Below are 19217 nucleotides of genomic sequence, written 5' to 3' on the forward strand. Positions count from 1 at the left end.
AATAGTTCGTGGCTGCGGGAAGGTCCAACGCAGTCTGCTGTGACCTCCGTATTGCCTTTCGGCATGACGAGGGAGTTGCAGCTCAGCGTGAAACCCGCGCGAAATTCTGCATGGCCATCCGGATTTCCTAATGCCACCCAAAACGCTTGCGCAATTGGGTGGCGATGCGTTCATATCTCCGTTCCGGCATGGAAACACCCCGGCGCTGGATGGATGCCTCGGGGAATTGCAGTACTTTGTCCAAACGCACCCAGTTCTCGTCGGCGTCGTAATTCCAAGGGCCATGCCCAATCCGCAACCAGTTGTCCTCGTTAGCATGGTCTGTATTCGAGCTGATCAGCAAACCCATGAGGTGGTTCCGATTACGACCAACGATGACGACCGCGCGCCGTTCCAGCTCACCCGATTTGTGGGTGCGGATGTTGACCCACACCACCTCGCCGCTATCAGCTTGGCCATCCATGTCCGGGGCATAAATCACGGAACGGGCTAGATCACGGGTTGGGGTTTTGACCGTTTCATCGCGTTCGCGAATGGTCTGCAGACGTGAATCAGTGAGTCCCAACTGGGAATCCATTTCCTGCAACCCCTCATCGAGACTGCCCGAACGCTGGAAAATGGAACGCAGGACGCGCCCTAGAGGATTGCCCTTTCGCTCACTCATGCTGCACCACGTTAACTAAATTTCCGCACTGCACATCAACGGTTGAAACCCGAAGCGGGAGGCGGAGGATTGGGGGATATTTCGGATGTATCGCTCAGCATAGTGGGTGGGGTGTGCCTGCGTGTGCGAGCGGGGGATTTCGCCCCAATTTGGGCTGTTGCGCGCGGGTGATTGGTGGCTGTGAAAGAGGAATATGGTGGCTGTGAAAGAGGAATATGTCGCCGGTGGTTCGCATAGTAGTGTGGACTGGTAAACGAACTAGGAGGGCACCCCATATGGCCGCGAAGCAGAAAAACTATGCGACGGAGACTTTTACCGACCCTTCTCGCATTCGAAATTTCTGCATTATCGCTCACATTGACCACGGCAAATCCACCTTGGCGGATCGCATTCTGCAGATGTCGGGGGTAGTGGATGACCGTGACATGCGCGACCAATACCTCGACAACATGGACATTGAGCGCGAGCGCGGTATCACGATCAAGGCGCAGAACGTGCGACTGCCATGGGTGCCTCGAACAGGTGCACACGCTGGCGAGGAATTAGTGATGCACCTTATTGACACTCCCGGCCACGTGGACTTCACGTACGAAGTTTCCCGTGCATTGGAGGCCTGTGAAGGCTGTATCTTGCTGGTTGATGCTGCGCAGGGAATTGAGGCGCAGACTTTGGCCAATCTGTACCTCGCCATGGAAAACGACCTGGAGATCATCCCAGTCCTCAACAAAATTGACCTGCCTGCGGCGGATCCGGACAAATACGCCGCGGAGATTGCCCACATTATTGGTTGTGAGCCAGAGGACGTGCTACGGGTTTCCGGTAAGACCGGCGAGGGTGTGCCGGAGCTGCTGGACCGCGTGTGTGAGCTGGTTCCTGCGCCACAGGGCGATTCTGATGCCCCAGCGCGCGCTATGATTTTCGACTCGGTCTACGACATCTACCGCGGCGTGGTGACCTACGTACGCATGATGGATGGCCGTCTTGAAAGCCGCCAGAAAATTCAGATGATGAGCACTGGTGCGACTCACGAGACCCTCGAGATCGGCGTGGTTTCTCCGGAACCCGTTAAAACCAAGGGTCTGGGCGTGGGCGAAGTGGGTTACATCATCACCGGTGTGAAGGACGTCCGCCAATCTAAGGTGGGCGATACTATCACGTGGGCTCACAACGGTGCGGATACCCCACTGAAGGGTTACGCCGAGCCCAAGCCTATGGTGTACTCGGGCCTCTTTCCCGTCACCGCTGCACAATACCCCGACCTTCGCGAGGCTATTGAGAAACTACAGCTTAACGACGCCTCGCTGACCTTCGAGCCCGAGACGTCCGTGGCTCTCGGTTTCGGATTCCGTTGTGGCTTCTTGGGGCTGCTCCACATGGAGATCACCCGCACCCGCTTGGAGCGAGAATTCGACCTAGATCTGATTTCCACCGCCCCCAGCGTTGTGTACCGCGTGGTGAAGGAAGATGGGGAAGAACTACTCGTGCGCAACCCCTCGGATTGGCCGGGCGGCAAGTTGCGCGAAGTCTACGAACCCATGGTGGACATGACGATCATCGTTCCAGAAGAGTTCCTAGGCGGAACAATGGAGCTGTGCCAGTCTAAGCGTGGCCAGATGAAAAACATGGACTTCCTTTCGCAAGAGCGCGTGGAGCTGCGTTACCGCATCCCGTTGGGCGAGATCATCTTCGACTTTTTCGACATGCTGAAGTCCCGCACCAAGGGCTATGCATCCCTCAACTATGAGGAAGCCGGCGACCAACTGGCCGATCTGGTGAAGGTGGATATCCTGCTGCAAGGTGATCCGGTGGATGCCTTTAGTGCCATCGTGCACCGCGATAACGCCCAGTGGTACGGCAACAAGATGACCGTGAAGCTCAAGGAGCTCATCCCGCGGCAGCAGTTTGAGGTGCCCGTCCAGGCTGCGATCGGTTCGAAGATCATTGCCCGCGAGAATATCCGCGCGCTGCGCAAGGACGTTCTTGCCAAGTGCTACGGCGGTGACATTTCGCGTAAGCGCAAGCTGCTGGAAAAGCAGAAGGAAGGTAAGAAGCGGATGAAGTCCATCGGCTCGGTTTCCGTGCCGCAAGAGGCCTTCGTGGCTGCTCTATCTACCGATTCGGAGTAGACCGATTCGGTGCAGCGAGTCTGCACCTGAAGAGGGGCTGTGCTTGTGACGCGCAGCCCTTTTTGTTGTAGGAGCCTGTGGCTGCGCTCGTTGTGGCTGCGTCAGTTATGGTTGCGCTCGTTGTGGCTGCGCCAATTTTGGTTGCGCTCGTTGTGGCTGCTCATCGAGACAATTCCGGGCGTTCCTCATCGAGCAATAACCGCACCTGGGCGGCCAGGCGGGACAGGTCGTCGAGGCTGGCCTCGTGGTGTCCCCGCCCGTGACAGTAATCCAGCAGCATATACCCAGTTCGCTGCATGTGCTGGTGCCGTTCCCACACTTCATCGGCCCGCAACGGATGATTCGCCGCCAGAGACATTACGGTGCGCCGTTCCGTGAGCAACTCGTACTGCAAGTCGCGGCGCTCAGGTAGGGCACGGCGGGGCGTCGTCACCAAAAGAGCGCCCAGTAAAGCGCCCATGGCACTGCGGCAGTTCTTGGCTACGAAGCTGTGATAGCGAGCCTCGGCTTTGGGGCGGAGGAACCACAGTACTGCCACGCTGGCCAGGACCGCGATGAAAACCTCCAGGGTTCGAGATGCGAGGACATGCCCAATGTTCTGGGTGGTGGAACTGCCCATCATCAGGGCGATGGGAGTGGTGAAGATAACGGTAATGGCGTAATTCCGCACCACAAAGATTTCCGCGCCGAATTGACCGATCGCCAAGACTGTGAGCATCCAAAATCCGCCGATCTCAAAGTGGTGAAGTAGCGCGAATATGCCGATGCCGACGATGGAACCGAACATTCGCTGGATGCCCCGTACCATCCCAGGGATACGTTCCGGTCCCCATTGCAACATGATGACTGCTGAGACCACGGCCCAGTCGGGACGGTCGAATCCCAGCGCGATACCAACGGCGGCTGAGATAACGCCGGCGAAAGCCATGCGCTGCGCGGCCACCATAGCGTGGGAATCCCACGTCAACGAACGATTGATGCGAGTGCGGACATCCGGCCGGGCCAGGGGAATGGTGGCCCGGGAAGGGTCAACGAGGGCTGGGGAGTCGCTCAGTTCATCGCTGACGGGAATCACGCCGGACGTGGCATTGATCCGCATTAAATCTTGCCGGGCTTGCAAAGTGCGCTCTACGAGGTGCGACAACTCGGGACGGATGATGCGACCACCGTTGATGATGCCCGCAGAGTCCAGCGCCGACCACGCGCCGGCCAGTGCTGTTTGCGCCTTATGATTGCCGGCGATCGAAGGGTTTTCCTCGAAATCTCGTACTGCCGAGCATAGGTTATCCACCGTTGTTTCCTCCGGCCCATTGGGATTCACGAAAAACGCGGCCATGCCGAAGATCAAACCGGACAACACGCCGAAGGCACACCACAGGCCCACATCCAAGGGGGTGAGTCCTCCGCGTGCGCTCATCGAGGCGCCACCGGTCACCATGATGATAAAAAACACTCCGGGAGGTGGCAGCAGTAGCGCGTTTTGGATGAACGTGCCCACCAAGCCGAAAATAATGGTCAGCGTGGCCGTCAATCCCAGCCACCAGATCGTGCCACCCGCATCGATGTGGCCCCACACCACGTGGCCCACTGCATTACCTGCCATCACGCCCCCGATTAGTAACGCGCCGGAGATAAGGATGTAGCGCCACCGAGTTCGATAGGGCTGCCCTTCGCCGTAGATGACAGAAAACACACCCGCTGCTAGCAGCAGCATGTGCTGTTCAAAACCCAACGCCAAGCAGATCAGCCCGGGAACGTACAGTGCCAGTGCAGCACGAGTGGCACCCGGCCATCGCGGGGCTGATGTGTGCATCGTGGTGAGTAGGGTCCAGGGGTGTGGTTGTTGTGGTCTTGGTTCAGAAAATTCACTCACACGTTGATTCACACATATAGCTTAGTCTCGCTCACGCGGGCTTGTTTGGCCTAGTCCCGCTCACGCGGGCACGTTTAGCCTAGTCCCGCCCACGCGGGCTCGTTCATCGGCTGGTTAGTGCCCGCCGATGGCTGACCCGAGTTTGCCCTAAGTCCATAGTTTCCCCGGTGGCCGCACCGCTAGCAAAGCTGTTTGGATCAAGCCTGCGCCGGCCCATCCGGCTCGAGTGGGCATGGGGGAACTCCGCTGCAGCGGCAGCCATCGCCAGTTTCTCGTCGGATTGCAACACCAGTGTTCCTGCGGTGTTTTCCGTCGAATACTCCACAGCGTGTGCGCGCTCGATATCCGCCAAGCGCTCGCACACGCTGGCTACGAACCCCGTCATCCAACTGCGCCGTTGAGTCTGCACGGAAATACCCACCACGCGGGCGGGCAGCGAAGCATCATACGCACCGGCCAGCATGTGCGAGACCAGCAATCCGTGCAGCATAATCACCCGATCGACATGGTGCGGGCGGCCGAACATGATGGCTTCCTCCACACGCACCGACCCACGGACTTTGAAGCGCAGCGTGCAGCAGTGCAACGCGGCGCTCAGACCATTGAAGAGGGCAAACTGCATGTCCGAATACGCGCCATTGAATTCCTGCTTATGGCGCTTGATCTGCGAACTACCCGCATGCGCGCCCGCTCCGTGCGCACTCGCCCCCTCGGCGGCCAACGCCGCAGCCGACACACCATACTTGGCCATCAACTCAAACGCCTTATTCTCAAACGTTTCCCCCTCCGGCGTGCCCTGGCGATCGCGCGCCAGCGCCAGCAGCTTGTGCACCTTCTCCTTCATCGCTGCGAGGTCGTCACTTCGTTGACTCATGCCACACCTTCCCCCTTGTAGGTTCTGTTTTTATTCCGACGCCCTGCGCCCATCACCATCACTGTGCTTCGCACCCTAGCACCCAGCGGCGACATCGCTTGCGGGATGCGTTGAGAACTTGGTGTGTAGGAGGTCGGTTTTCCACAGTCTGCTTAGCTTGGGGATTACCACCGGCCAACCGTCGGTACAGTGGAACGCATGAGCACCACTTGGTTCACGAGCGACCTTCACCTCGGTCATCCTTTCGTGGCTAACCTACGCGGATACGACGATGTCGATGAACACGATCAGCGCATCCTCGACAACCTGCGTGCCACGTTGGGCGCGGGCGATACACTGTGGGTTCTCGGCGATTGCTCCAGTGGTTGGGGACCACAAGAAGAACGCGCACTGCGCTTGCTGGGGGATACGTTTCATCACATCAGAACCCAGCTGGGTGTGGATTTCACGGCACATTTAATCTCCGGAAATCATGATTCCTGCCATCCGATGTACACCGATAGTGCCGCGGCACAACGCGACTTCTTGCGGGTTTTCGATTCCGTGCAGCCTTTCCAGTACTACGAATTCGCTGGCGAACCCGCCTGGCTGTGCCACTTCCCGCGGCCAGGTTTCGACCACGAAGGGATGGATTCCCGGCATGATGAACTGCGCTTGCGTGTGGATCGCCTTATCCATGGGCACCTGCACTCCCCAGCCCCGATAACGGGCCGAGGACAGGTGGATGTGGGCCTCGATGCGTGGGGGATGAAACCTGTGAGCGAGGACAGAGTGCACACTGCCCTCTTGAGAAGTTTTGAGGAATTTCCCATGGACTAATATTGTGGGGGCTGATCAGTGCGCCAGATCACTATTCCACTGCCACGGATAGTTGGAAAGGCGCCCAGTGCAGAACGGAATCTATCCTCGTGAAAAAGCTCAACAAGGCTGGGGGAGCATCTTTTTTAGTCGCCGTGGTTTGTGCTACGGGTCTTCAGGTTTCCGAGGCGCCAGCACAGGCGGCTCCGTGGCAACCACCGCGCTTCGAGCTGCCACGCGTCCCGCTGCCTGCTGCATCGAACCCGATGGGATCGCTGCAGAATGTGCCGATTCCTGGATTGCCGGGATTCCCGCAACCCAAGCCCAAGCGTCCCGGGGTCAAGCCTGTAGTGCACCGAGTGATCACCGGGGTTCCTGGGCGAACCACCATCGCCATCATTCATGACAATGGGGCAACGTCGCTGACTCCAAACGCCAGGGAATCTCGACCAGGTTTGTCCATCGTGAAGATGTATATGGCCGATTACGTTTTGCGCTACCGAAAGCCATCCGCCCAAGACAGGATGCTCTTGGAACGGATGATTCGCCTATCCGATGATGGCGCGGCGTCGACAATTAATCGGAAGTATCCCGGTGCCATTAACGCAATCGCCCGCGATTATGGCCTGACCAGTACAAAGGGAGCACCCCACTGGGAAACTCCGTAACAAGTGCTTACGATTCCGCCACGTTTCTTTCTCGCCTGCGCAAGAACTACCCGGGTTCGAGCATCCTGCGCTGGATGCGCCAAGCCGCGCCAGTGGCCGCGGATGGCACGCGCCAGAACTGGGGTACTGCTCACTTGCCACGCGTGCGGGGAACCAAGTGGGGTTGGTCCGATTCCGGCAGCCAGAATGTTGCTAGTGCTTCCTTTGGCGACTACTACACAGCTGCTGCCTTTACTTGGGGATCGGGTGGAACGCAGTCGGCGGATGTAGCGGTAGTCAAGAAGTACCTGCGGTAGGGCATGGAATGCTGGTAGCAGAAGTTTTAGCCGACTATTTGGTGCGCCACGATGTGGCGGCATTCGGAGTGGTTGGTAACGGCAATATCCACATGGTCAGCGCTATGGTCGCCACCGGTGGGAGGTACACTGCGGTGCGCCACGAAGCTGGGGCAGTGGCTGCAGCCGATGCCTATTACCGGGCCAGTGGCACGGTAGCGGTTGCTACGACTACGTATGGGCCGGGGTTTTCCAATACGCTGACCCCTCTCACCGAGGCGCATGCAGCTCGCGTGCCATTGGTTTATGTGACCGCGGACATTCCAACCACGGGGCCGCGCCCGATCGACATCAATCAGCGCGGTGTGTTGGATGCGCTGGGAATTCACTACATCACGTTGACGCTCGACAATGTAGCCGACATCATGCCCGAGGCTTTTTCATGGGCGAGACGGCATAGCGCACCGGTTGTTGTGATGGTTGCGCATGACTTGTGTGACCGCGTAGTGCCGGATCCTGCACTACCGAACGGTGCCGTTACCGATGCGGGCAGCGCAGAGAACAAGGCACTGGTGGGTGCTGTTTCCACCCCCGCCGCGAACTCTCAACTCACTACTGCTGCTGCGTCTCACCTTGGACAGCTCGCGGCCCAACTCCGTCACGCGCACCGCCCGTTGTTTGTCATCGGCAGAGGAGCCGTTGAATCCGGAACCCAACACGGCATTCTTCACTTAGCGGACACCCTCGGCGCCCTTGTCTGCACCACAGCCTGGGCCACCAATTGCGTGGAAACCGAATGGAGCTTGGGCATCGCCGGTGGTTTCGCGCACCGCGGGCGCTTAGAACTCTTCCGTGCCGCGGATCTCGTTGTTGTCTGTGGCGCCAGCCTTAACAAACTGCAGTCACGCGGTGGGCATCTTTTTGGGGCCGACGCCACGCTGGTCCGCATCGATTCCGCGCCCAGTCCCGGCGGGTTCATTCAACCAGACCAAGAGATCCAAGCCGACCTCGCCGAAGCCATTCCGATCCTCCTCCGCGAATTAGGCACACAGGGGGAGCAGCCCCACTCGGCATCCTCTGCCGAGACGCCGTGCCCAGCTGATGCAACCCTCATGACCGAGACGCCCTCCGACTCCGCTACGACCTGGCGGGACACGATCGGAAAGCTCCCCGAGTGTGAATCGGAAGAACTCGACCCCGGTTGTTTCGCCGAAGTCGATTCAACCGATGGGCGGTTGGATCCGCGCTTCGTTCTGCGTCGCCTGGCTGAATTGTTGCCCCAGCAACGCTCAATTGTCACCGACGGTGGGCATTTCCTGGGCTGGGTTCCGAAATACCTCACGGGTCCTGACCAACACGGATTGGTGCTCGTAGGTTCGGCCATCATGACCATCGGGTTGGGATTGCCTTCGGCGGTGGGAGTAGCAGCCGCGCGGCCGGAACGATTCACCGCTCTTATCACCGGTGATGGCGGATGCCTCATGGCCGCCGCAGATGTCGAATCCTTTTTGCGTGCAGAGCCAAGTGAGAGTCACGCGGGGCGGGGCGTCATCATCCTCAATGATGCAGCGTACGGCGCTGAAGTTCACCAATACAGCCCCAAGGGTTTGCATGTAGAGCCCATGTTGTTGGACGAGGTTCAGTTTGCCCAGTTAGGTGCGCCTTTCGGTGTGGAGGGAATCACCATCACCGCTCCGGAGCAACTGGCCGAAGGTGGGGAGCTGGCGCAATTCTTGGCCCGGAAATTCGACGAGGAACCCAACCCGCGGTTCGTTGTCGACGTGCACATTAGCCGCGGGCCGGTCGCGGATTTCCTGAAAGAGCTATAGCGCCTCAGCCACCCAACAGGACCTCCAGCTATGTGGCGCCCTGCGGTCACCTGGCGAGTCGCGTTGGCGTGCTTACAACCGCTCGGGCTCGCCAATGCGCTCGCGTTCAGCCCGGATCACGTCCTTGATCAGCTGCGCTTCGGAAATGTCCATGGCCTCGGGGTTGATTTCGGCGGCCTCGGACTCGCGCGCATAACGCTCAAACAGTGCGCGTTTATCCGCCAGCATCGCGTGCAATTGTTCTTCGACAGAATCTGGAGTGAGTAAGCGGTGCACTTCCACCGTCCGAATTTGTCCCATCCGGTGAGCACGCGCCACAGCCTGGGCCTCCACGGCAGGATTCAATTGGGGTTCGAACAGAACCACCCGGCTGGCCGCCTGAATATTTAATCCTTCGCTGGCGGCTGTGATCTGGCATACCAATACCGCACCGGGCCCAGCGACTGTGAAATCATCGACTGCTTTCTGACGCTCCTGGTGGCTCACCCCGCCGGCAATCGGCCCGAATGCCCGATCGCCCAATTGCGCCACCACGCCGTCAAGCACCGAACGAAAGTAAGTGAACACGATCGTTTTCGCATCTTCGGCGCCATCTTCGAGCAGCTCGATCATGCGCTCCATCTTGGCGCTGCGCGGCCCGCTGAAAGCCTGACGCATATCCATGAAATGCCCACGTTGCACGGCATTTTCATAAGCGGTGACATCGTCCGGCTTCGGTTCGATCCACTCTTCGACCTCCAGCAGTGGTGGTAGCTCGGCCAGTACATCGGACTGATTGCGGCGTAAGTAATGGGGCGCGATTGTCTTCTTGAACTTCCCGGCTCGCCCGCGCACCCGCTCCAGTTGCGTGGTGATCTCTGGATCCAGGTACCCCAGCAGCGCTTCAAACTCCGCCACGCGGTTTTCTAGTGGTGTGCCCGTGAGGTACACGCAGATCTCTGCGCGCTTCGTCAGTGCTTGCACCCCTTGAGATTGCAGTGACTTGGGGTTCTTCGCACGGTGGGCCTCGTCAACCACCAGCACATCGACGGGCCGCTCGCTGTCTGCACCCGTAAGCTGATCGTTCGCACGGACTTCGGGGTAACCGGCGATGGCCACTCCGCCGCGTTTCGTCCACGCCTCATACATCGCGTCCTTGTTGGGGCCGTGCATAATAAACGGCTCCAACTCCGTGAATTTACGTACTTCGCGTTCCCAGTTGATGCGCAAGCTGGGCGGGCACACCACCAGTGCGTGCGTTCTACCTTGGGCGGCCATGTGCACGATGGCTGCGAGGGCCTGCAGAGTCTTTCCCAAACCCATCTCGTCGCCGATCAGTACCTTGCGTTGCGCCAATGCGAATTTCGCCCCAAACGCCTGATAGCCGCGCAGGTTGGCCTTGATGGTGCCTTGCAGATTGATGTCTTCAATCCGCCGCGCCACTTCCTCGGGCACGTCGCTCGTGTGTTCGTCGTCGCCATACGCGTGGAACTCCGCTGCGCGAATGGCATAGATATTCCAGGCTTCCTCGGCCGAAAGATTCGGGGTGGGGCGGTGGGTCTCCACTTCTGTAAGCAAACTGTTGGTCCCGGCTATCGCTACCTTATATTCCGACGCCACCCGCTCCAGTTGAATCACGTCCGTGGGTAGGCCTCGGATGTCATCGCGGAATGTCAGCAGGTTGGCCAGCGCCGTCACATAGCCAGTGGAGGTGTGTTTTTGCTGGTAATCAATTCGCGGGATCTGTGACCGCTCGACGTCTTCAATGAAACTGCGCGCTGCTGCAATGGCTTGCGTGGCCGTCTTTTCCCCCACCCCGTCGTAAGGAGTGAGGTCAGCGGGGGTGGCTTGCGCGATCTGGTGCAAGGTGAGGTGCTGTAACGGGCCCAACCGCAAACGACCGTCGGTGATCTGATCCAACACGGAGATGTCTGTGCGCTGGATCTCCGCGCGCGCCTGTTGCTCGCACAACTGGCGCGCGGCCTCCTGCACACGCTGTTCCAACATCCGTTCGGTAGCCAGTTGGGTTTCGATACGTTCTGCGGCGGCAACGTGGGTGTTGACCTGCTGAGCATCCACCCATTCCACCGGACGGTTGGTGAGTTGCATCAGGTCGCGCGTGATGGCTTCCGTGGCCGCGGAGAGATTAATGCCCGTAAATTCATTCGTTGGTGTGGAGCCCAGGGCGGCGTCAATCCCTGAAAGAATTGAGTGCACCGCCGCAACATCCAGCGATCGCATCCAGGCGATGGCCTGCTCCCCGGCGACGGGGCGTTTGCGGAAGAACCGTAGAAAACCGGTGGAATCGGGAACCTTGCGGGCCTCGGCGGCGGAGAGCTCGAATTCGCTGGGGGAGGGGAGCGCGATCTGGGCAACCTCTTGGTGTAGATAATCGAAGTTGGTGCGGTTGATCTTGGCAAGGTATGCCGCGGTCTGAAGGTTGGGGCCGAATGCGAACACCCGAGTATCGTCGTTACTGCCGATGGTGGGCGCCACCCCACCAGCTGCGATGGTATCGACGCGCCACCTCGTGGCCTCGAGGTGCTGACATGCGCCACGCACATCGGCAATGAGGGTTTCTAGTTCTACAGCCGTGATCGTCACATTCAGCAGATTCTAATGCGCTGTGGCTAAGCGATGTCTGCAGTAGGTGGTAAAACAAGTGACTATGAATCCACGGGCCAGTACTCCCGAAACGGGTGGAGCAACCGCAACAAAGGTCGAGACCGATAGCCAGAGAGCCACAGCGTGTAAAGGCACAGCCCGCAAAGGCGCAGCCCGTAAAGCTGTCACTCGCCCGGCAGGGCTTGCCCGCAAACAGGTGACCAAGGTGCGACGTACCCGGATGGTGCCACGCATTTTGGGAATTGCCGTGTGTAGCTACGCCATGCTCGGCATGTTGATGATCGTGTTCTTCCCGTTGCGCCAGGAGCTACACGGGTTCCGAAAGTTCATGGATACCGTGTTCTTGCCCTTGCCGGGGTTGTCCTTGGCTTGGACGGTGGCACTGTTTCTGTTGGGCGGGGCGTTATTGGCTGGTAAGCGGGCCGGTTGGTGGATCGCATTGGTGGCACTGGGATCGATCGTGATCGCGGACCTATTGCTGGTGCTTGCTCCCGGCGCGTTCGACGTGCCAGCTCGGGAGCTGCCACTACTGCGTTTGGGGGCGATCGTCCAAACACTCATGTTCTGCACATTGCTGGTCGCCAAGCCCGCGTTCCCCGCACTCTCACGCCCTGGGTCGAGGCGCCAAGCATTCCTGGTGTGGCTGGGTGGCACCACAGTGGTCTTCCTCTTCGGGTGCGCCCTCATCACGTGGTTCCCGGGGACTCTGCATGGATGGGACCGCTACGGTTGGGTGCTCAACCACGCGGTGACGTTATCGCTGTTCGATCCCTCCCAATTCAACGGCCATGCCTCCAGGGGTGATGCGTTCATTCTGTCTGCGCTTTCCGCCGTGGTGATCGTTGCTGCGGTGTGGACGTTGCTTCGATCCCAACAACGCGTAGCGGCCATCAGCCAGACGGACGAGAAGATCATCCGTACCATGATCGCGCGGTTCAACATGGATGATTCCTTGGCGTATTTCGCCACGCGCCACGATAAGGCCGTGGTGTTTGCTCCCAACGGGCAAGCAGCGGTGACGTACTCCGTATTTGCCGGTGTGAGTTTGGCCTCCGCCGATCCCATCGGTGCGGAAGATGCGTGGGATGAGGCGATCAATGCCTGGCTGAAACGCTCCCGCGAATACGGTTGGACTCCGGCAGTTATGGGTGCCTCGGAGAAGGGTGCGCGGTACTACAAACGCCACGGATTGTCCGCCATCCAGCTAGGTGATGAAGCTATCATCTATCCGGAAAAGTTCCACTTGGGCGACCCCGAACTGCGCGGTGTGCGCCAAGCGGTCAATCGCACGAACCGGGTGGGCATGACATTCCGTGTGCGCCAGCACAGTGAACTTACTGAAGAAGAAATGGAGTTGGTCAAGCAGCGCTCCGACCAGTGGCGCGATACCACCGACGAGCGAGGTTTTTCCATGGCCTTATCGCGTTTGGGTAATCCGAGTGATGGTGGTTGCACGATTATTGAGGCGCTCATCGATGGCGAGGTTGTCGCACATTTGTCCTTCGTGCCCTGGGGGCGTAACGGATTGAGCCTAGACCTGATGCGTCGCGCGCCGGGTTCGCCTAACGGAACGATTGAAGCCATGGTGGCCCACCTGTGTACTAACGAACGCTTGGCCATTCAGCGGATCTCACTAAACTTCGCGGTATTCCGCAAGATCTTCGCTACTGAAACGAAGGTCGATACTGGGCCAGTCACCCGCGCCGTGCGTAAGGCTTTGGTGTTCTTTTCCCGCTGGTGGCAAATGGAGGCACTGTACCGTTCGAACGTGAAATACAACCCGGAATGGGCCCCGCGCTATATGTGCTTCGGTGAATCCGCTTCATTCGTCCGAACTGCGATGGCAGCCGGAATGGCAGAGGGCTTCGTGCCCGCGCCCCTGCGTGCGAATACGATCCAAGCTCAAGGAGAAACGGAAAACACGGTCGGAGGGCAGGCCGCCCTGGCGCTGCTGCCTGTGTGGGAAGAAGATATTGCGCAGGGGCGCCAGCGCCGGCGCAGCATTGGTGATCAAAACCGGGCACGTATTGATACAGCCCGCCGCTTGCAGAGCCAAGGGATCGATCCGTGGCAGCACGGTGGCAAGCCAACTCATGGTTGCGGTGAGATCACCCACCTCCCGGCCGATTCCGTAGCTAGCGTTGCAGGGCGGATCATCGGTCGTCGTTACTTCGGAGGGGTGCTGTTCCTCGACGTGCAGGATCACACTGGCCTGGCACAGGTCATCGTTGAACGCGATAGTCTTTCGGGTGCCCTTTCACCTGGTTCTTTATTCGACGCCAAGCCCGAGCGGCTTCGCTTAGCGACACTGGAAAGCTCCATTGATTTGGCAGATCTGGTGCGGGTGACGGGTACGGTCGGCACGTCGCGCAGGGGGCATCCGTCGTTGCTGGCGCAAGAGGTGCAGATAGAGGCGAAATCCTTGCATCCATTGCCAGATAAGCGAAAGGGGTTGCAGAATCCGGAAACGCGCCTGCGCAATCGGCACCTCGATATGACTTTGAATCCTCAAGTTGTGCAGTCCCTCAAGGCGCGCTCAGCAGTATTAAACGCAATGCGTGGCGAACTTGTACGCGGGGACTACTTGGAAGTTGAAACACCCATTCTGCAGCCCATTCACGGTGGAGCTAACGCGCGCCCATTCCGCACGTATATCAATGCTTATAACATGGATTTATACTTGCGAATCGCACCGGAGCTTTACCTCAAACGCCTGATGTGCGGCGGGTTACCAAAAGTATTTGAGTTGGGCCGCGATTTTCGCAACGAGGGAGCGGATAACAAGCACAACCCGGAGTTCACGGTGCTCGAGGCATACGAAGCACATGGTGATTACCGCACGATGATGGCACTGGCCCGGCAGCTCATCTGTGCTGCGGCCACAGCCGTTCATGGCAAGCCGGTCATTCGGGATCCCCGTACCGGAGAGTTGGTGGATATTTCGGGGGAGTGGCCCGTTCGCAGCGTGATCGATTCGATTAACCAAGCGCTGCAGGACCGGATGATTACACAGGCGCAGGGCCGCATGATTACACAGGCGCAGGAGCATCCCGATATAGGAGATGCGACCTTCGCACGTATTGGATTGGACAGCGACCTAGGGCACTTGCGCCAGGTCGCGCAGGCCGTGGGTGTGCATCCGCAGGCCACGTGGGATGCAGGCAAAATAATCGAGGAAATCTACGGCGAGATTGTGGAAGACTCCACCACACTGCCAACGTTCTATATTGATTTTCCCGCTAGTGTTTCTCCGCTGACACGCCCGCATCCCGATAACCCTGATCTTTGCCAGCGGTGGGATCTGGTTGCCTTCGGTATGGAGCTTGGCACCGCTTATTCCGAATTGACGGACCCATTGCTACAGCGCGAGCGACTTGAACAGCAGTCTCTGCTGGCTGCGGGCGGTGACGTTGAAGCAATGGAAGTCGACGAGGATTTCCTGCGCGCACTGGAGTTCGGCATGCCTCCGGCAGGTGGACTGGGCCTAGGTGTTGATCGCATCATCATGCTGATCAATGGTGGCAGCATGAGGGAGAATTTGGCTTTCCCTCTGGTGAAGTAGTGACCAGGCGGGTAGGGCCTCGGCAAGAATCCCGCAAAATCCCGCGAGAAGGCCCCCCACCCATCGAGATTGGCATAAAAACCGTAGGTATCGGAATACATGGAATTCTGTCTGACCTGCAAAAACAAGAAACCCCAGATGGAAAACCACCCGGGGAAACTTGCTGACGTTTCAAGAGGAGTAATAAATGACCGTTCGTATTCCTAGGATCCTTTCTGTCGACCGCTGAGCACTAATCTAGGTCATGATCCTGAAGAGCTTCTGTGAGGCCACTGCGAGGTCTTTACACATTATTTGCTATTTTCCGGCCGGCTGTGTGTGGTGTGCCTGACCCGCGGAGTGCCCCCACAAACCTGCGAAGTTATGAATGCAGCAGGGGTGAGGCATTAGACTGCTGAACCGGTTAATAAAAACCTTAGCGATGCAGCTACGGGTCTCACCGGACAAGGGTGCGTCGGTGAAAAGGTAAACACGAAAGGACGGGCGTAGGCCATGAGCCGCCTCCAAACTAATGCCGCTGTGGAAGAATCCTCAGCGGTACCCGGTCACGAATTCAGTAATCCTGACAACAAGAAGGGCTCGGCAGATCCTCTCATTTTCGGCCTCTCAGTAGGCTTCATTGGTGTCTTCGTTCTTGCAACGATCATCTTCAAAGGCAGAGCGCGCGAATTCTTCAGCGCGATCGCCGGATGGCTTCTCTCCAACCTGAACTGGATGTACATCGGTGGTGTATCCATCTCGTTCTTGTTCCTCATTGGTATCTTCGTCTCTCACTTTGGCCGCATGCGTTTGGGCGGAGACGGTGAGCAGCCGGAGCACTCCACTGCCAGCTGGTTTGCGATGCTCTTTGCCGGTGGTATCGGAAGTGTACTGATGTTTTTCGGTGTGGCTGAACCCCTCAACCACGTCACTAACGTGCCCATGCAGGACACGCAGCCGCTGAGTCGAGAAGCAGTTCGCGAAGCCATGGGCTTCACGATGTACCACTTTGGTGTGCACATGTGGGTGATCTCCGCGCTGCCTGGCCTGGCAATGGGCTACTTCATTTACAAGCGCCACTTGCCACCGCGCATTTCCTCCATCTTTGCGCCGATTCTTGGGGCCAAGATCTACAGCTGGCCAGGTAAATTGATCGACGCCCTCGCGATCATCGGGACCGTGTTCGGTATTGCAGTCTCGGTTGGTCTGGGTGCGCTTCAGATCAACGCCGGATTGGCCAAGCTTTTCGGCGCACCCACGGTGGCATGGGTCCAGGTTGCTGTTATCGCTGTGATTTGCGTCATCGCTTGCTTCTCAGTAGCCAGTGGTCTGAACAAGGGGATTAAGATTCTGTCCAATGCCAACATCCTCATGGCTGTGGTGTTGATGATCTTTATCCTCGCAACAGGCCCCACTCTGATGTTGCTGCGTGGCAGCATGGATACGGCATCCATCTACGCGGATTACCTGCCCAAGATTATGTTCTGGTCTGATTCTCAAGATGTGAACCCAGGTTGGCAGGGCAAGTGGACGGTCTTCTACTGGGCATGGACCATCTGTTGGTCGCCGTTTGTGGGTATGTTCGTTGCTCGTATTTCCCGCGGCCGCACGGTGCGCGAATTCATCGGCGGTGTTTTGGCGCTGCCAACGATTTTCTCCATTGTTTGGTTCTCCGTATTTGGCTTCGCCGGTTTGGACATTGAACAGAAACAACCCGGCGCTTTGACGGATCGGGTTGTTAAGGAGCAGGACACTGCGTTCGCACTATTCGGCTTCCTAGAGCACTTCCCGTGGGTATTCCCCGTGTCCATCTTTGCATTGATCATCGTCGCGATCTTTTTCATCACTTCGATCGACTCCGCGGCGATGATCACCGATATGTTCTCTGCCGGTGAAGAGAACAAGACGCCAACGCTATACCGTGTTTTGTGGGCGTTGCTCATCGGAGCGGTGGCAGCCGCGATCTTGGTCATGGCGCCAGAAGACGGCATCTCCACCCTGCAGGAAGTTGTGATCATCATTGGCTTCCCATTCTTCGTGATCAACTTCGTCATGATGTACTCTCTCTTGCGCGGCATGCACGACGATTACGCAGCACGACCAGAGCCCGTCACCCGGCAATGGGGTCGTACGGATTCCGCGGAGAAACTAGAAGAGCACGAGTCACGCCCAGCTCCGGGGTACGACGAAGAGGGCAATGAGCTCCCGCGTTTCGAGTTTGATGAAGACGGTAGCTTAGTGATCCCCGGTAACGTGCGCATTCAAGGCAACCTTGGTGTTGACGGTGACGTCGATGAGGACCCAGAACCCGTCAAGGACAAGCCACAGTACAACCAAGATGGGGACTTGGTTGATGACGAAGGGCGCCTGATCAACGACGAGGGCGAACTAATCGATGAGGACGGCAACCGTGTCGACGAAAACGGTGTGCCTCTCGACGAGGACGACCAGCAGATCAAGCCTGTTGCGGACGATCGCAACTAGCGCACCTCGATTCCACGCATCCTTATCCCTCATGTGCCACTGGCTCATGGGGGATTTTGGCGTCAAGTAAAAGAAAGCCGGCCCCCGGCGGTGGGAACGTCGTTACACTGGTAAGAAGTAAAGAACATATACCCGTATACAGATTTCAAGGAGCGAATATGGTTCAGCGCGTAGGTGTAATTGGTGCCGGCCTCATGGGCGCAGGTATCGCCGAGGTGGCGGCTAAGGCAGGTAGCGATGTTTTGGTGTGGGAGGCGAAGCAGGAATTTGCCGACGCCGGTAAGGCCCGCATCGAAAAGTCTCTCGCTAAGGCAGTTGAGCGCGGCAAGCTGTCAGAAGAAGACCGCGATGCAGCGGTACAGCGACTGTCGTTCACCACCAACCTCGAGGATTTCGCAGACCGTGAGATGGTCATGGAAGCGATCATCGAAAACGAGGATGTGAAAAAGGATGTCTTCGCCAAGCTGGATGCCATCGTGGAAGACAAGAAGGCTCCACTGTGCTCCAACACTTCCTCACTGCCAATCCAGACGATCGCATCCGCGACCGACAACCCACAACGCGTGATGGGGCTGCACTTCTTCAACCCAGTACCAGTGCTGCCGCTGGTGGAGGTCATCCCTGCGCTAACCACCGATGAGGAAATCGTGGAGCGTGCGCAGAAGTACGCCACCGAGCAGCTGGGTAAGACCGCGATCCGCGCGAAGGATCGCTCCGGCTTCATCGTGAACTTCCTGCTGGTGCCTTACATGCTGTCCGCTATCCGCATGGTGGAACAGGGTGTGGCGACTGCAGAGGACATCGATAACGGCATGAAGCTGGGTGCAGCGCACCCCATGGGTCCATTGACACTGGCCGACATGGTTGGCTTGGATACTTGTGCCTTCATCGCAGACGTGATGTACCAGGAGTACGGCGACCCTTCTTACGCTTGCCCACCACTGCTGCGCCGCATGGTTACCGCAGGTCACACCGGCCGTAAATCCGGCAAGGGATTCTACGACTACTCCAAGTAGTTTGCCGTTGATGTTGATGCGGGGCGGACCCTGCAGACCTCGCCTCGAGGCGAGGGCCACGTGATCTAAAGGTGGAAGCCACCCCACGGGGTCGCATCAACGCGTACAGTGGAAAACGTACGTTATATTCTCCGATCCAATACGCGATCGGCGAATCCTACACCGACGAAAGGAAGTTAACCATGGGTGCAGACGAGCTGAAGAACAAGGCAGAGGGCCTGGCTGGTAAGGCCAAGGAGACCGCTGGCGATGCTACCGGCAACGAGAGCCTGAAGAACGAAGGCCGCGCAGATCAGACGCAGGCTTCCGTGAAGGAAAAGGCAAACGAGGTCAAGAACAAGGCCGCGGATGCCATTAACAAGGTTATTGGCGACGCTGGCGATAAGTAAACCATCGCAGTCCTGCACCAATAGCAGGGCCAAGGCCCTATCTGGGAGGTGTGTTGCACTTCCTTGGATAGGGCCT

General features: G+C 58.2%; 13 protein-coding genes. 9 read left to right on the plus strand and 4 right to left on the minus strand.

All coding sequences use genetic code 11. The features are described 5' to 3' along the window. Positions 1-127 precede the first annotated feature (127 nt). Positions 128-664, minus strand: coding sequence for a type II toxin-antitoxin system PemK/MazF family toxin (locus tag HMPREF3098_RS03145; RefSeq protein WP_070433959.1), 537 nt, complete (start codon positions 662-664; stop codon positions 128-130). Positions 665-939: 275 nt separating this feature from the next. On the opposite strand from HMPREF3098_RS03145, the gene lepA reads away from it, so the two are divergent. Next, positions 940-2790: a translation elongation factor 4 gene (gene lepA / locus HMPREF3098_RS03150; RefSeq protein WP_070433960.1), complete on the plus strand. Its 1851-nt coding sequence runs from the start codon at positions 940-942 to the stop codon at positions 2788-2790. A gap of 160 nt (positions 2791-2950) precedes the next feature. Here the strand turns inward: lepA and HMPREF3098_RS03155 are convergent, their stop codons facing one another. Together HMPREF3098_RS03155 and HMPREF3098_RS03160 are read right to left on the minus strand one after the other, a co-directional pair. After that, positions 2951-4603: an FUSC family protein gene (locus tag HMPREF3098_RS03155; RefSeq protein WP_246815824.1), complete on the minus strand. Its 1653-nt coding sequence runs from the start codon at positions 4601-4603 to the stop codon at positions 2951-2953. Between the two features lie 163 nt (positions 4604-4766). Continuing rightward, positions 4767-5537, minus strand: a complete 771-nt coding sequence (locus HMPREF3098_RS03160) for a DUF2786 domain-containing protein (protein ID WP_083284015.1) — start codon at positions 5535-5537, stop codon at positions 4767-4769. A 198-nt stretch (positions 5538-5735) separates the two neighbouring features. Here HMPREF3098_RS03160 and HMPREF3098_RS03165 point away from each other — a divergent pair, with 198 nt between their 5' ends. From HMPREF3098_RS03165 to HMPREF3098_RS03175, 4 genes are all read left to right on the plus strand, one after another. Beyond that, positions 5736-6356: a metallophosphoesterase gene (locus tag HMPREF3098_RS03165; RefSeq protein ID WP_070433963.1), complete on the plus strand. Its 621-nt coding sequence runs from the start codon at positions 5736-5738 to the stop codon at positions 6354-6356. An 89-nt stretch (positions 6357-6445) separates the two neighbouring features. Next, positions 6446-7003: a hypothetical protein gene (locus tag HMPREF3098_RS10915; protein ID WP_246815825.1), complete on the plus strand. Its 558-nt coding sequence runs from the start codon at positions 6446-6448 to the stop codon at positions 7001-7003. A 74-nt stretch (positions 7004-7077) separates the two neighbouring features. Beyond that, complete coding sequence (locus HMPREF3098_RS11790; protein WP_083284020.1) at positions 7078-7299, plus strand: hypothetical protein; 222 nt, start codon at positions 7078-7080, stop codon at positions 7297-7299. 8 nt (positions 7300-7307) lie between these two features. Continuing rightward, positions 7308-9107 carry a thiamine pyrophosphate-binding protein gene (locus HMPREF3098_RS03175; protein WP_083284022.1) on the plus strand — a complete coding sequence of 600 codons (1800 nt, stop codon included), beginning with the start codon at positions 7308-7310 and terminating at the stop codon, positions 9105-9107. A 72-nt stretch (positions 9108-9179) separates the two neighbouring features. Here the strand turns inward: HMPREF3098_RS03175 and HMPREF3098_RS03180 are convergent, their stop codons facing one another. Next, on the minus strand, positions 9180-11690 hold the full coding sequence (locus tag HMPREF3098_RS03180) for a DEAD/DEAH box helicase (protein WP_246815826.1): 2511 nt from the start codon (positions 11688-11690) through the stop codon (positions 9180-9182). Between the two features lie 64 nt (positions 11691-11754). On the opposite strand from HMPREF3098_RS03180, the gene lysX reads away from it, so the two are divergent. The 4 genes from lysX (at position 11755) to HMPREF3098_RS03200 (ending at position 19141) form a co-directional block, all read left to right on the plus strand. Then, the gene (gene lysX, locus HMPREF3098_RS03185) at positions 11755-15273 is read left to right on the plus strand and encodes a bifunctional lysylphosphatidylglycerol synthetase/lysine--tRNA ligase LysX (RefSeq protein WP_246815829.1); all 3519 of its coding nucleotides are present in this window, start codon (positions 11755-11757) and stop codon (positions 15271-15273) included. A 492-nt stretch (positions 15274-15765) separates the two neighbouring features. Then, positions 15766-17736 carry a BCCT family transporter gene (locus tag HMPREF3098_RS03190; protein WP_070433965.1) on the plus strand — a complete coding sequence of 657 codons (1971 nt, stop codon included), beginning with the start codon at positions 15766-15768 and terminating at the stop codon, positions 17734-17736. 158 nt (positions 17737-17894) lie between these two features. Next, the gene (locus HMPREF3098_RS03195) at positions 17895-18752 is read left to right on the plus strand and encodes a 3-hydroxybutyryl-CoA dehydrogenase (protein ID WP_035113291.1); all 858 of its coding nucleotides are present in this window, start codon (positions 17895-17897) and stop codon (positions 18750-18752) included. A gap of 182 nt (positions 18753-18934) precedes the next feature. Then, positions 18935-19141: a CsbD family protein gene (locus HMPREF3098_RS03200; protein WP_035113292.1), complete on the plus strand. Its 207-nt coding sequence runs from the start codon at positions 18935-18937 to the stop codon at positions 19139-19141. Positions 19142-19217 lie beyond the last annotated feature (76 nt).

The sequence above is a fragment of the Corynebacterium sp. HMSC28B08 genome, from assembly GCF_001806865.1.
Lineage (GTDB): Bacteria > Actinomycetota > Actinomycetes > Mycobacteriales > Mycobacteriaceae > Corynebacterium > Corynebacterium auriscanis.